The 12,052-nt window shown below is 69.6% G+C and carries 13 protein-coding genes; 7 read left to right on the top strand and 6 right to left on the bottom strand.

From position 1 onward, the window contains the following. Nucleotides 1–8: 8 nt before the first annotated feature. Nucleotides 9–1,061: a MerR family transcriptional regulator gene (locus tag FHU28_RS03395; protein WP_184680744.1), complete on the bottom strand. Its 1,053-nt coding sequence runs from the start codon at nucleotides 1,059–1,061 to the stop codon at nucleotides 9–11. A 76-nt stretch (nucleotides 1,062–1,137) separates the two neighbouring features. Next, on the bottom strand, nucleotides 1,138–2,037 hold the full coding sequence (locus FHU28_RS03390; RefSeq protein ID WP_184680742.1) for a LysR family transcriptional regulator: 900 nt from the start codon (nucleotides 2,035–2,037) through the stop codon (nucleotides 1,138–1,140). 86 nt (nucleotides 2,038–2,123) lie between these two features. Here FHU28_RS03390 and FHU28_RS03385 point away from each other — a divergent pair, with 86 nt between their 5' ends. Both FHU28_RS03385 and FHU28_RS03380 read left to right on the top strand, forming a co-directional pair. Continuing rightward, nucleotides 2,124–2,519 (top strand): VOC family protein, encoded by a 396-nt coding sequence (locus FHU28_RS03385; protein ID WP_116503141.1) that lies wholly within the window; start codon nucleotides 2,124–2,126, stop codon nucleotides 2,517–2,519. A gap of 9 nt (nucleotides 2,520–2,528) precedes the next feature. After that, nucleotides 2,529–3,035: a GNAT family N-acetyltransferase gene (locus FHU28_RS03380; RefSeq protein WP_184680740.1), complete on the top strand. Its 507-nt coding sequence runs from the start codon at nucleotides 2,529–2,531 to the stop codon at nucleotides 3,033–3,035. Here the strand turns inward: FHU28_RS03380 and FHU28_RS03375 are convergent. Beyond that, on the bottom strand, nucleotides 3,014–3,625 hold the full coding sequence (locus tag FHU28_RS03375) for a dihydrofolate reductase family protein (protein WP_184680738.1): 612 nt from the start codon (nucleotides 3,623–3,625) through the stop codon (nucleotides 3,014–3,016). The genes FHU28_RS03380 and FHU28_RS03375 overlap by 22 nt on opposite strands. Before the next feature lie 110 nt (nucleotides 3,626–3,735). Between FHU28_RS03375 and FHU28_RS03370 the strand changes: the two genes are divergently transcribed. Continuing rightward, on the top strand, nucleotides 3,736–4,110 hold the full coding sequence (locus FHU28_RS03370) for a hypothetical protein (RefSeq protein ID WP_221454926.1): 375 nt from the start codon (nucleotides 3,736–3,738) through the stop codon (nucleotides 4,108–4,110). 21 nt (nucleotides 4,111–4,131) lie between these two features. Here the strand turns inward: FHU28_RS03370 and FHU28_RS03365 are convergent, their stop codons facing one another. After that, nucleotides 4,132–5,028, bottom strand: coding sequence for an alpha/beta hydrolase (locus FHU28_RS03365; RefSeq protein WP_221453481.1), 897 nt, complete (start codon nucleotides 5,026–5,028; stop codon nucleotides 4,132–4,134). 143 nt (nucleotides 5,029–5,171) lie between these two features. After that, nucleotides 5,172–5,933: a helix-turn-helix domain-containing protein gene (locus FHU28_RS03360; RefSeq protein WP_184680732.1), complete on the bottom strand. Its 762-nt coding sequence runs from the start codon at nucleotides 5,931–5,933 to the stop codon at nucleotides 5,172–5,174. 779 nt (nucleotides 5,934–6,712) lie between these two features. Here FHU28_RS03360 and FHU28_RS03355 point away from each other — a divergent pair. Next, a complete protein-coding gene (locus FHU28_RS03355; RefSeq protein ID WP_184680730.1) occupies nucleotides 6,713–7,432 on the top strand; it encodes a VOC family protein in 720 nt (239 codons plus the stop codon). A gap of 1,394 nt (nucleotides 7,433–8,826) precedes the next feature. Here the strand turns inward: FHU28_RS03355 and FHU28_RS03350 are convergent. Then, complete coding sequence (locus FHU28_RS03350) at nucleotides 8,827–10,071, bottom strand: helix-turn-helix domain-containing protein (protein WP_483403771.1); 1,245 nt, start codon at nucleotides 10,069–10,071, stop codon at nucleotides 8,827–8,829. A gap of 220 nt (nucleotides 10,072–10,291) precedes the next feature. Here FHU28_RS03350 and FHU28_RS03345 point away from each other — a divergent pair, with 220 nt between their 5' ends. The 3 genes from FHU28_RS03345 to FHU28_RS03335 all read left to right on the top strand — a co-directional run bounded on the left by FHU28_RS03345 (nucleotide 10,292) and on the right by FHU28_RS03335 (nucleotide 11,998). Continuing rightward, nucleotides 10,292–10,609 carry a hypothetical protein gene (locus FHU28_RS03345; RefSeq protein WP_184680728.1) on the top strand — a complete coding sequence of 106 codons (318 nt, stop codon included), beginning with the start codon at nucleotides 10,292–10,294 and terminating at the stop codon, nucleotides 10,607–10,609. Nucleotides 10,610–10,907: 298 nt separating this feature from the next. Continuing rightward, a complete protein-coding gene (locus FHU28_RS03340) occupies nucleotides 10,908–11,795 on the top strand; it encodes a hypothetical protein (protein ID WP_184689178.1) in 888 nt (295 codons plus the stop codon). 14 nt (nucleotides 11,796–11,809) lie between these two features. Continuing rightward, entirely contained in the window at nucleotides 11,810–11,998 is a 189-nt protein-coding gene (locus FHU28_RS03335) for a hypothetical protein (protein WP_184690086.1), read from the top strand. Nucleotides 11,999–12,052: the final 54 nt, after the last annotated feature.

Here is a 12,052-nt window from a genome sequence, read left to right as displayed (position 1 = left end):
CGCGGGGATCACGCCGCCAGGTCGGCGACCACGCAGGCGATGTTGTCCGGCGCGCCGGCCGCGTACGCCAGCTCGACCAGGCGCTCGACGGCGGTCCCCGGATCGTCCGCCTCCGTCAGCGCGGCGTGCAGCGCGCCCGGGTCCACCACTGCGGAGAGGCCGTCGGAACAGAGCAGATAGCGGTCGCCCGGTAGTGCGGTACGCAGCGCCAGATCCGCCTCCACCTCGACGCCCGCGCCGAGCGCCCGGGCCAGCAGTGCCCGCTGCGGGTGCGTCCCGGCTTCGGCCGGGGTGAGCCGGCCCTGGTCCACGAGCGTCTGCACGTACGTGTGGTCCTGGGTGAGCCGGGACAGCTCGCCGCCGCGCAGCAGGTACGCCCGGCTGTCCCCGACGTGCACCAGCGCGAGCCGGGTGCCGCGCCGCACGATCGCGGTGAGCGTGGTGGCGGGCTGATCGGCGTCGGTGGCGTGCGCGCGTACCGCCCGGTCGGCCCGGGTGACCGCGTCGGCGAGCGCGGCGAGCAGATCGGCCTGCGACTCGTCCGCCTGCTCCAGCGGCCGCAGCGCGTCCACCGCCTCCGCACTCGCGGTGGACCCGGCCGGACCGCGTACGCCGTCGGCGACCGCGAGCAGCGTGGCGCTCGCGTACGCGGTGTCCTCGTTGGAGTCGCGGACCGCGCCGGTCTCGCAGCGCGTCGCGTACCGGAAGGTCGTCTCGGACATGGTGGTGCCCCTCTCGCTGAGCCTGTCGACGAGGAGCGCGACGGCCCGGCCGCGCGCCGCGGTGTCCGCGCTGACCCGCCGCCACCAGGCGTCGAGCGCCTCGGCGGCGGCAGCGGGCGGCAGACCGCAGACGGTACGGATCTCGGCCAGCGGCATCCCGGCCCGGCGCAGCCCGGCGATCAGCCGCGCCCGGTCCGCCTGCTCCGGCGCGTAGTAGCGGTAGCCCGAGTGCGGGTCCACCGCCGCCGGGGGCAGCAGCCCGCAGTCGTCGTAGATGCGCAGCGCCTTGGCGCTCAGGCCGGTCGCGCGGGCGAACGCCCCGATGGTCAGCAGTCGCACGTGTCCTCCCTCGCGCTCCTCGTGCCGGTCACCGCGACCGGCACTGACCACGCTGGGCCTTGCCGCAGGGGCCGGGTCAAGCCGCGTCGGGCGGGAGCGGGTTGGCGTCGGCCGCCGCGCGGACGAACTCACGTACCCGGGACGTGGTGTTCCCGGCCGGCCACACCGGGCCGCGACAGATCGGCGGCGCGTCGTGGATCGGCACGTAGGCCACGTCCGGACGGGCGTAGAACTGCCGGGCCTGCTCGCCCACCGGCAGCACGCCGCGCCCCAGCGCGACGAGCGCCAGCATCTCGGAGAAGCTGCCGCCGACCGGGCCCTTCGGCACCGGACGGCCCGACGGGGTGCGGTCCGGCGTGCGGTCCTGCTTGAACGCGGCCGACGTCACCGCCGGGTACTGCACCACCGGATGGTCACCCAGCACCTCCAGCGACACCGACTCCTGGGCCGCCAGCGGATGATCAGCGGCCACCGCGAGCACCCGGCGCTCGCGCAGCAGCACCGGGCCGTTCGCCATCCCGTCGAAGGGGTACGAGGCGATCAGCACGTCGATCGTGCCGTCCAGCAGGCTCGACCGGGTGCTGGCCAGCGGTGCCTCGTGCACGTGCACCTCGCAGTCCGGGTGACGCTCGGTGAACAGGGCCACCGCGCGCAGCAGCACCGGCGCTGTCGACTCGCCGACGTACGCCACCCGCAGCCCGCCGGTGAGCCCGCGCCCGGCGTCCACGGCCCGCTGGACCGCCTCCTCGATGCCGGCCACCAGCGGGCGCATCTCCTCGGCCAGGCGGGCGCCGATCGGGGTGAGCCGGACGACCCGGCTGGTGCGCTCGAACAGCGGCGCGCCGATGCGGCGTTCCAGCTTGCGCACCACGTGACTGACCCGTCCGGTGCTCACCCGCAGCCGCTCGGCGGTCCGCCCGAAGTGCAGTTCCCCGGCCAGCGTCAGGAACGTCTCGATCTCGTACCGCTCCAGCACAAGGCACCTCCGTCGTTGCCCGTGAGTAAACGATCGTAGTGCGATCGGGGGTTGGCCCCGCCGCCGCGCCGGGCCAGGGTTGACGCATGCGGAACGATCTCGTGACGGTGACCGGATTCGACCATCTCGTGCTCTCGGTGAGCGACGTCGAGCGCTCCCTCGACTTCTACTGCGGCACGCTCGGGCTGGCCCCGGTGCGGGTCGACAGGTGGCGGGCCGGCGAGGCGCCCTTCCCGTCCGTACGGGTCGACGCCGGCACCATCATCGACCTGGTCGAGGGCGACCCGGCGGGGTCCAACGTGGACCACTTCTGCCTGGTGGTCGAGCCGGTCGACTGGCAGCGGGTGATCGGCTCCGGGGTTTTCACGGTGCTGACCGGCCCGGTACCGCGCTTCGGCGCGCGCGGCACCGGCACCTCGATCTACGTCCGCGACCCGGACGGCAACACAATCGAACTGCGCTCCTACCCGGCCGACGCCTAACCTGGCCCGATGCCGGAGCTGGAACGACTCGCCGCTCACCACGCACCCGCCGTGCTGCGGTTCGAGCGGGAGAACCGTGCGTACTTCGCCCGGTACGTACCCGACCGGGGCGACGACTTCTTCACCCGGTACGCCGCCCGGCACGCGGCCCTGCTGGACGAGCAGGACCGCGGCACCTGCCACTTCCACGTGCTGGTCGGCGACCACGGCGCCGTGCTCGGACGGTTCAACCTGGTCGACGTCGCAGGCGGCAGCGCCGAGCTGGGCTACCGGGTGGCCGAACGCGCCGCCGGGCGCGGGCTCGCCCGGGACGGCGTACGGCGCGTCTGCGCACTGGCCAGCACCGAGTACGGGCTGCGCCGGCTGGTCGCCTCGGCGGCACTGGCGAACCCGGCCTCCCTGGCGGTGCTCCGGCGTGCCGGATTCGTACCCGACGGTCCGGTGGAGCTGGACGGGGAGCCCGGCCTGCGGCACGTGCTCGACCTCGACGCGCGCTACGCGGCCGCGTCCCCGTAGGCGGGCGCGCCGGCCGGCTCGTACGTCAGCTGGAGCGTGCCGTGGGCGTGGGTGACCGACTCGGTGAGCCGCAGCGCACTCGGCACCGTCCCCTCGCCGAACAGCCGCTTGCCGGTGCCGAGCAGCACCGGGTACACCCACAGGTTGAGCCGGTCCACGAGGCCGGCGCGCAGCAGCGACTGCACCAGGTCGAGGCTGCCGATCACGTGCATCTCGTCGTGGCGGGCCTTCATCTCGGTCACCCGCTCGGCCAGGTCGCCGCTCACCAGCGTCGAGTTCGCCCAGGCCAGCGGCTCGGTCAGGGTGCGGCTGGCCACGTACTTGGGCACGCCGTTGAGCAGCCCGGTGAAGGGGATGTCCGCGGGCGCCTTGGGCCAGTAGCCGGCGAAGATGTCGTACGTCTTGCGGCCCAGCAGCAGCGCATCCATGCTGCTCGCCCGCTGGAACATCACCGCGCCGGACTTGTCGTCCAGCAGCGGCATCTGCCAGCCACCGTGGCTGAAGCCGCCCTCGCGGTCCTCGTCGGGCTCGCCGGGCGCCTGCGCCACGCCGTCGAGGGTCAGGAACTCGGTCACGATCAACGTACCCATGGGTCTGCTCCTCCGGTTTCCGCTGCTTTCCCCCGTCAGACCCGGCTGCGGCCCGCGACTCATCGCTCTGCCCGCCCGGTCGATGGAATGCTTCCGGGGTGCCGTCTCCCGTGCCCCGGACCGTCAAGGCGGTCGACACCGCCACGCTCATCCAACTCGACAGCCAGGCGATCGAGTACGGGTTCAGCCGCAATCACGGCCACGGCTGGCTCGCGGAGCACGCCGCCCCGCACGCCCTGCACTACCTACACCCGTTCCTGGTGCACAGGGCGGGCCGGCGGCCGGAGTTCTGCCCGCACTGGCGGTGCATGCTGCTGCTGACCGTGCGCGACGGTCAGGAGATCTTCTCGTTGCTCGACGTCTGGCCCGCGTCGTTCGACCGGCTGCCCGAGACGCTGGACCGGGCCGCGAAGCAGGCGGTAGCCGACCGCCTCAACCACGGGGAGCTGCCCACCCAGGCGCAGTGGGCGAGCCTGAACCCCTGATTCGTCGGGCGGCCGCCCGCTTCACGGCGCCGGATGAAGGTGACCGCGCAGGAAGGCGACGATCTCGCGGCGCGCCGGCCGGGCGGCCGGCACGAGGCCAGGAATGCTCAGGAAGGTGTGGGTGGCCCTCGGGTAGCAGGTCAGGTGGGTGTCGGTGCCGTCCTCGCGAAGTCGCTCGACGTAGCGGCGTCCATGGTCGGCCAGCGGATCCAGCGCGGCGGTGACGACCAGTGTCGGCGGCAGTCCGGCAAGGCTGTCGAACTTGACGGGCGACACGCTGCGCGGGTCGAGGGTGGGCGGCACGCTCAACTTGCGGGCGACGCGCAGCCGGGACAACGACAGCGTGGGATTGTCGGCGTTCTCGGTGACCGAGGAGTACTCGGTCATGCTCTCCGTCCAGTCCGTGCCCGGGTAGATCAGCGCCTGGGCGCGCAGCGGTGGGCCGTCCGTACGGGCACGCAGGGCGACAAGTCCGGCGATCGTGCCGCCCGCGCTCTCACCCATGACCGCGACGGATGCGGGATCTACGCCCCACCGGGCGGCGTCGTCGACGAGCCGGACCACAGTGTCATAGCCGTCGTCTATCGGCTGGGGCAGCGGGTGCTCCGGAGCGAGGCGGTACTCCACCGAGACGACCACCGCGGGGCACCGCGCCGCGAGGTGGCTGTTGAGCCAGTCGTTCTGCGCAGCGGTGCCCGCGAAAAAACCTCCGCCGTGGAACGAGACAACCAGCGGCAGGCGTCCGCTGGCGTCCTTCGGACGGTGAACCCGCAGCATCAGGCGGCGGCCCGGAAGATCGATCGAGGTCTGCTCGATATACGCACCGCGATCCGGCCGGCCGGTGATGACCCGGGCGGCACGCGACGACGCCACGCGGTTCGCCTTGTCGCGCGCGGCGATCAACTCGTCGTCGGTCAGAGCCTCCCAGTCCTGGCTGTCCCTCAGGAGCCGGGTGCCCAGTGGAGCCTTGCCTCTCATGGTGTCCTCCGGGATGCAGACGCTGTGAGCTCACTGTCACAGCCGTTGCGTCCCGGTGGATTGAACGAATGTCAGGACGGACGTCAGCCGGCCCGGGCGGGCCACGCGACATCGTCGACGGCCAGGAACGGCGCGCTCGCCACTGTCGCCGGCGTCGCTCCGGTGAAGGTCATTACCTCGCGATGCAGGTGGGACTGATCGGCGTAACCGCTGTCCGCCGCCGTCGCAGCGGCGCTGTGACCCGCGGCGAGGCGATGAGCCGCACTATCGAACCGGATGAGCTGCGCGGCCCGCTTGGGGGTGAGACCGATCTGGGACCGGAACCGGGCCCACAGCCGTTTGCGGCTCCACCCGACCTCAGCCGCCAGCCGCTCGACCCGCACCTGCCCCCGGCTCGCCACCATCCGCCTCCAGCAGAAGGCCACTTCCGCATCGACCGCGCGGCTCGCGTCGTGACGTCGGACCAGCGCCACCTCGACGATCGCGAAACGGTCGTCCCAGGACCGGGCGGCGCGCAACTGCTCCTGGACCCGCGCGGCGTCACGCCCCCACAGGTCGTCAAGGGTCGTCACGGCCCCACTCAACTCCGGCGCGCCGCTCAGGACCGCGTACGCGACCACGGGCGACAGCCGCACCTGAAGGCACACGGAGCTTCCGGCCTGGCCTCGTCCGCGAGCACCGTGGGGAGGCGCGAGCCCGGCGGTGACGGAGCCTCGCCGTTGCTGCCCACTGCCGTCGTCAACGACGAGCGGCTGGTCACCGAGGTCGAAGAGCACCATGAGAGCGGGATGCGGCACCACCTCGACCTCGACCGGAGTGTCAGCCCGATCGCTGAACCCCGCCATGGTGACCCCCGCCAACCGGCCCGGTCGTGCCGGGACCGCGATGTCCCAAGCGGGCGGACCGGAGCGCACCGGCTCAGTAGGTCGCACGTCCCGATGGTACGTGTAACCACGAATGGCTCCGGATCAGAACGTGCGCTCATCGGCAGCGCCAGCGCCTCTTCAGGGTTTGCGATCTCACGCCGCTCCAGGCGTTGCACGATTTCGCGAATTGCATATGGCGTTGCTTCCCAGACGTTCTCGTTCCAAACAAGGTCGTGCGTCAGCAACCTGAGCGCTTTCGAGCGAACCTGCTTGTCGGGGGATGAGAGGTCTGCGAGCGCCGACGGAATTTAATCGGATCGCCCGACGAAGCAGGCGACATCTGACCAGCGAACCTCTTCCGAAGTCATGACAGGCATGATCCCGCACCCGCCAAGGCTCCGCGGGGCGGCGGCTTCGACCAAGGGACCTCTCGGTGTTCGGCGGGCGTGTGTTCCAGAGCCAGGTGGCTGGAAAGTCGGAACTGGTGCGGATGATCTCCGAGGAGGGCCGGGTTCGGGCAGCAACCCGAGGCGTTTCCGGAGCTTGGCGTTTCGCCACCGAGAGCGGGCGGCCGATCTGGCGGGGCGCGGCAGATCCAGGCGCCTGATCCTGGCGAGACATGTGGCAGGCAGGAAGGCACCGCCGATGGTTCGGCCGGGCCACGTTGCGCTCTGGGTCATCAGCCGATCGGATAACCGAAGGCGATGATCGGCTCTTTCCATGTGCGACGGACACCCTGCGGCGCTTAGGAAGGAGGCATGACCAACGAGGTGACCGTTCCCCTGCTTCCGTGCGCATCCATTGACGACATCGAAACCTTCTATGGAGTTCTCGGTTTCCGGACCACGTACAAGCAACGCAAGCCCAACGCGTGTGTGGGGGTGCAGCGGGAAGACCTCAATCTGCAGTTCTTCGAGATCCCCGGGTTTGACCCGGAGCAGTCCTATGGCTCCTGTCTCGTACTCACCGCGGACATCGAGGGACTACACCGGGCATTCGCAGCCGGCATGCGCGCCGCGTACGGCAAGGTACTGGTGTCCGGAACGCCGCGGATGACCCGGCCCAGGGCGCGGAAGAACGCCGACGGGATGGGCGGGTTCAGCGTCATCGACCCGGGCGGCAACTGGATCCGCGTCTTTCGGCACGCCGCCACCGCGCCCATGCCGGCCACCACGCCTGCCGGGCGGCTGGCCAAGGCTCTGGCGAATGCTGTCGTGCAGGCCGATTCCAGGGGAAGCGTCGGACAGGCCGTTCGGATCCTCGACAGCGCCTTGGCCCGCCCGCAAACCGACGACGACCCGGTCGAGCAGGTAGAGGTCCTGGTCTACCGCGCCGAACTCGCGATGGTGCTGGACGATCCGAAGACTGCGGCCGAGATGCTGGCCCGCGCCCAGTCCGTCACGCTCACGGAAGACGAATCCGAAAGGGCGGCACCCGCGTTCGACAACGCCGCCGACCTTGCAGCAGCACTGCGGTAGCGGGCACGGCCACAACAAGAAGCGGCAGTAACGACTGAGGCCCCAGCCAGAAACCTGTCCTGAGCTGGGGCCTCACGTTGGAGCGGGTGACGGGAATCGAACCCGCACTGTCAGCTTGGGAATCGGGTTGATCGTCACTGTCGGTAGACAAACGACCAATCCTCCACGAGGTAGCAACTACAGAGCGTCAGTCTTGCGGCGCTGCCTTCGGTGGTGTTGACCCCTGTAAACCCGGTCTTCGGGCACGCATCGGGCACGCCCACGAGCCACGCAGTGTTTGCCATCCCGTCTGCCGCCGACCCGCCCTCTGGGGAGCGGGCCGCCGCCCGGTCCGCCACGTCAAGCGGACCTTGACGCACGTTCGGACGCTGGCGGGCCGGGCGGTGGTCTGCTCGGCTCGCCCGGGTCGGCGGCTGGCGGGATGGCCCTGCGCAACCACCCACGGACCGCGACCCGCCGACGGACCCCCGACCATCTCGGAGTCGTTGCGCCCCCGCCGGAGGCGCGGTAACCGCGACCAGCTCGCCGCCGCGACCCGCCGCGCGGACCCGGCGTGCCCTTCGCTGCGCCGCGCCGCTCGGGGCGCGGCCCGGCCGGCTGCCGGCCCACGAACACCAACAACCCTCGGCCCCACCGTCTGCGGCGGCCCCGGGCTCACCGCTTCCCGCGCCAGCCGCCGGGCGTCCTGCGTGGCCGGAGTCGGAGCGCCAGCGGAGCGACGGACGCGCGCCCAGGCGGCGGCGCTTGCGGCCCGTCTCGGGCCGCCTTGAAGACGTACAGAAACTTTGCACAACATCGCCGGCAGTCCGGCCGCCCGGCCTCTACTCCGGTGGTTGCGTGGCTACATCGCGGGACTGCTCTCGCCACTGGCCGCCGTCTGCCTGGACGAGACGCTGCGCCATCCGGCGTGCCTCGTCCTCGGTGTCGAACTCCCACCGGAGCACCCTGCCCGTCTCGGAGTCGCCGGCCCTGGCGATAACGTGCCACCGCACTTCGCGGGCAAGCCACACATCACGTCGAGTCAGTCGTCCCCACGTGCCGTTCCACCAGCGTGTGACCAGCTCCTTTGCCACGCGAGGATCGTACACATGTTCGACAGCGGCAAGTAGGAGGTGCCACACCGGAAAGGAATGCCAGAATGATGAGCGTGGGAGCTGGCCCAGACACAACCGCGGAGTGGTGGACGACCTCCGACGTAGCTGCGTACCTCGGAGTCAAGGTGGCGACCGTTTCCAACTACCGCAAGCGGAGCCAGATGCCGGAGCCCGATGCGACGGTCGGGCGTACCCACATGTGGCGTCCCAGCCGGATCGTGTCCTGGCACGAGAGCCGTCCGCGTCCTGGCGTCGGCGGTCGCCCCAGCCCCGTGAACACCGATGAGAGCGGTTCCGGCGTCAGCTCGCGCTGAGGGTCCGAAGTTCGTCCAGGTACGACAGCGCCTGCGGGTCTTTCGGGTACCGCGCCCGTAGAAGCGTCGCGAGTTCCTTCGAGCACATCAGGAGAGACGGCAACGACTTGCGGTCGCCTTCAAGCGCCTGCCGTCCGTGAGCAACGGCCCGTTCGAGGTCGCCCGCCCGGGCAGCGGCCACTCCGAGCGTGACCCGCGCTTCCGCAATCCGCATTGGCTTACGTTCGGTCCCGTCGGGGTCTATCGACGACTGCATGACCTGCTCGGCGTACATCTCTGCTAGGCGATCCTCGCCTGCCAGCCGGTAGCAGTCCATCGCATAGAAGTCGAACTTTGCCGGGTCTACGACAAAGTGGTGATCGGTGTTCTCCGGGTATGGCAGTGATTCAAGCAGCGTCCGGCCCTTGTCCAGAGCCATCTCTACCTGTCGCCTGTCACCAAGTCGAGCCCACGCCTTGGCACGCTGGCCGGCGAGCTGCACCGCTGCGCTACTACCGGCTGCGATCAACTCGCCCGCCTCGGCCGCTGCGATGACACCTCGGTAGTCGCCCTGTGTGAGCGAGTACCAGGCCCGCATCTCATACGCCCAGCCCGACACCGCCGCGTTTCCCGCTTCCTCGCCGAGCGTCAACGCCGCTTTGCGGGTTCCCTCGGCGATGCGGCGTAGACCCATGTCGTACTCGACGCAACCGACGAGCAACGCTACCCATCCCGCAAGTGTCAGCACCTCCTGGTGCTGAGCGAGAGTTAGCCGGCGGTCCATCAGAGCGGTGATCCGTCGCAACCACGATCGGCCTTCGGCCCGGAGCTGATCGGGTGACATGTACGGGTACTCGCTGCAAAGGCGATCGGCTGTGATCCGAAGCGCTTCCAAGGTCGCGTTGGAGACGTCCGAAGTTCGCAAACGAGCAAGAATTTCGACCGTCTCCATGCCCGTTCCGGCGATCAGCTCGGCATCAGCGTCACGGGAAACGGTGGGCGGGAAGAAGGCGGCCGTGACAGTTCCGAACGTCTTCGCAATCAACGCCTTGTAGAAGGCGTCAGGCTCCGAACTCCCGGATTCCCACCTCTTCCAGTTTCGCAGGAGGGTGCTGTCGGCGGGTAGCTGCTCGACGGCGTGCACTCGCATCGCTCGCACGGCCTCACCTTGGGACCAGCCTCGCGCAGTGCGCTCAGCTCTCAGCCGGGAAGCCCAGACGGGTCGATCGAGGTCAGTAGCTACATCAGCCATGTAGCCAGTATCGCTCCGGCTCGGGGACATGGCGAGGGGACTTCGACCTGTCACCGCAGTGACACCTGTCGTTCTACCGCGACGAAGGTCATCGTTGTGAGTGCCAGCAGAACACCGGAAGAAAGTCCGTTGATGACCTGGCGTAGTACCAACTCAGTTGGTACTTTGATGGTGAGGCAGTCATCCAACAAGGGATGCGCCTAGACACAGGAGGTCTGTTGTGAAGCTGTACGTGGACACCACGAGCAAGCAGGTGACGGCGTCGAAGGACCCGGAGCCGAAGAACGACCAGAACGGCAACCAGAAGTCCGAGAAGAACACGGGCCGGCTCATGTGGTCCACCCAGGTCTTCGTGCTCGACGAGAACGGCGGGGAGGTCATCACCATCACCACGGCGGGAGAGAAGCCGAACGTGAAGGTGGGCGACTTCCTGGCCGTCGAGCAGTTGGAGGCCATTCCGTGGGCGACCAACGGGCGTAACGGCGTCGCGTTCCGGGCGGTGTCCCTGAAGCCGAAGAACGGTTCTGCGGCCAAGTAAGTCCATCGCACGACGTGCTGTGTGTGCCACACGGTGTCCGTGGCCACCGCGCAAGCGGCCTGATGGTCCGCTGAACCAACCCTCATGCGGTTCCGGGAGTTGTCTCTGACTCCTACTTCTCCCGGTCCGGTCGCCACCTGGCAGTGGCGACAACCCCGAAGAAATGGCCCGGGGTCGGTACTGACTCCTACGTCTGCCGACCCCGGTGCCGCCTACTCATCCAACCCAACTGGCATTGGGAGGACTCGTCGTGTCCAAGTCTAGCCCCCGCCGCTTCGGCGGCAAGTCAACCGGAACGGTGACGGTCATCGAGGCCAAGGTTCACCGTTCCTCCGCGCGTAACGCCCGCATGGCGTTCATCCTCACCGCCGTTATCGTCGGCGTCCTGTCGGCCGTGGTAGCCGCCGCCTACTGGCACCCGATCGTGGCCCTGTTCGTCGGTGCCCTGATCGGCGTTCCGACCGGCGGCCTCATGTGGCTGCTCGTGCGGATCTGGCCGGTCATCCGGCTGCTGTGGTGGTGGACCCCGGAAACCCTGCTGAGTGCCGGACTGCTGACCGGCTGGGTGCAGCTCGCTAACCACACCCCGACCGTGGTGACCCTGCTCGTGGTCGCCCTGGTCGTCGGCGTTCCAGCCGCCATCGGCCCGGTTCGCCGCCAGGTCAAGGCATGGGGATGGTGCCTCGTGGTGCGCCACCGGCTGCGCGTGTGCTTCGCGCAGTTCATCATCGCCAACCAGTCCGGCTCGCTGCCGCTAATCCTGTGGGCTCGTCCCACGCCGGTCGGTGAGCGGGTCTGGGTGTACCTGCGTCCTGGCCTGTCGGCCAAGGACCTGGAATCCCGCCTCGACAAGATCGCGGTCACCTGCCACGCCTCGACCGTGCTCATCGAGCGCGCCGGGGAGAGCAACGCCGCGTACCTGCGGTTCGACATCAAGCGCCGCGAGGTGCTCAACGCTCAGGTGAACTCCCCGCTGGTCGACGTGATCGACCGGACCGCGCCGGTTTCGGCGTCTCCGCTGACGGTGCCCACCGCCCTGGACCTGCCGGACGTCGACACCCCGACGATCACCCTCCCGGCCCAGGGCAAGCCGGCGAAGAAGCCGGCCACGACCGCCAACGGCAGCAAGCCCGCGGCCTCCTCCGCGTCGTCCCTGCCGGACGACGACACCTCCGACTGGATCTGACGGGAGCAACCCCGATGAACCGATCCGACTACATCTCCTGCCCCCGCGAGTGCGGCGTGGACGTGCGCGAGCACAACTCGTCCGGCCTCGTCAACGGCCACTGCGACACCGGCCCCGAGCTTCCGTTGCTCGACACCGGCGGCTACCTCGCCTGCGGCTGCCACGGCTCGCAGCGCGAGCACACCTGCACCCCTTCCGACTGACTGTCTCGACGGGCGCGGAGTCTCCACCTGTTGGGGTTCCGCGCCCACCTAAGG

The organism is Micromonospora echinospora (assembly GCF_014203425.1).
Taxonomy (GTDB): Bacteria; Actinomycetota; Actinomycetes; order Mycobacteriales; family Micromonosporaceae; genus Micromonospora; species Micromonospora echinospora_A.
This window is presented reverse-complemented; position numbering and strand designations above follow the sequence as displayed.

Excerpts from the sequence above, each read along its gene's own strand:
- FHU28_RS03385 (WP_116503141.1), top strand. The coding sequence starts at position 2,124 with ATGCGGAACGATCTCGTGACGGTGACCGGATTCGACCATCTCGTGCTC.
- FHU28_RS03335 (WP_184690086.1), top strand. The coding sequence starts at position 11,810 with ATGAACCGATCCGACTACATCTCCTGCCCCCGCGAGTGCGGCGTGGAC.
- FHU28_RS03380 (WP_184680740.1), top strand. The coding sequence starts at position 2,529 with ATGCCGGAGCTGGAACGACTCGCCGCTCACCACGCACCCGCCGTGCTG.
- FHU28_RS03355 (WP_184680730.1), top strand. The coding sequence starts at position 6,713 with ATGACCAACGAGGTGACCGTTCCCCTGCTTCCGTGCGCATCCATTGAC.
- FHU28_RS03350 (WP_483403771.1), bottom strand. The coding sequence starts at position 10,071 with ATGGCTGATGTAGCTACTGACCTCGATCGACCCGTCTGGGCTTCCCGG.
- FHU28_RS03360 (WP_184680732.1), bottom strand. The coding sequence starts at position 5,933 with ATGGCGGGGTTCAGCGATCGGGCTGACACTCCGGTCGAGGTCGAGGTG.
- FHU28_RS03375 (WP_184680738.1), bottom strand. The coding sequence starts at position 3,625 with ATGGGTACGTTGATCGTGACCGAGTTCCTGACCCTCGACGGCGTGGCG.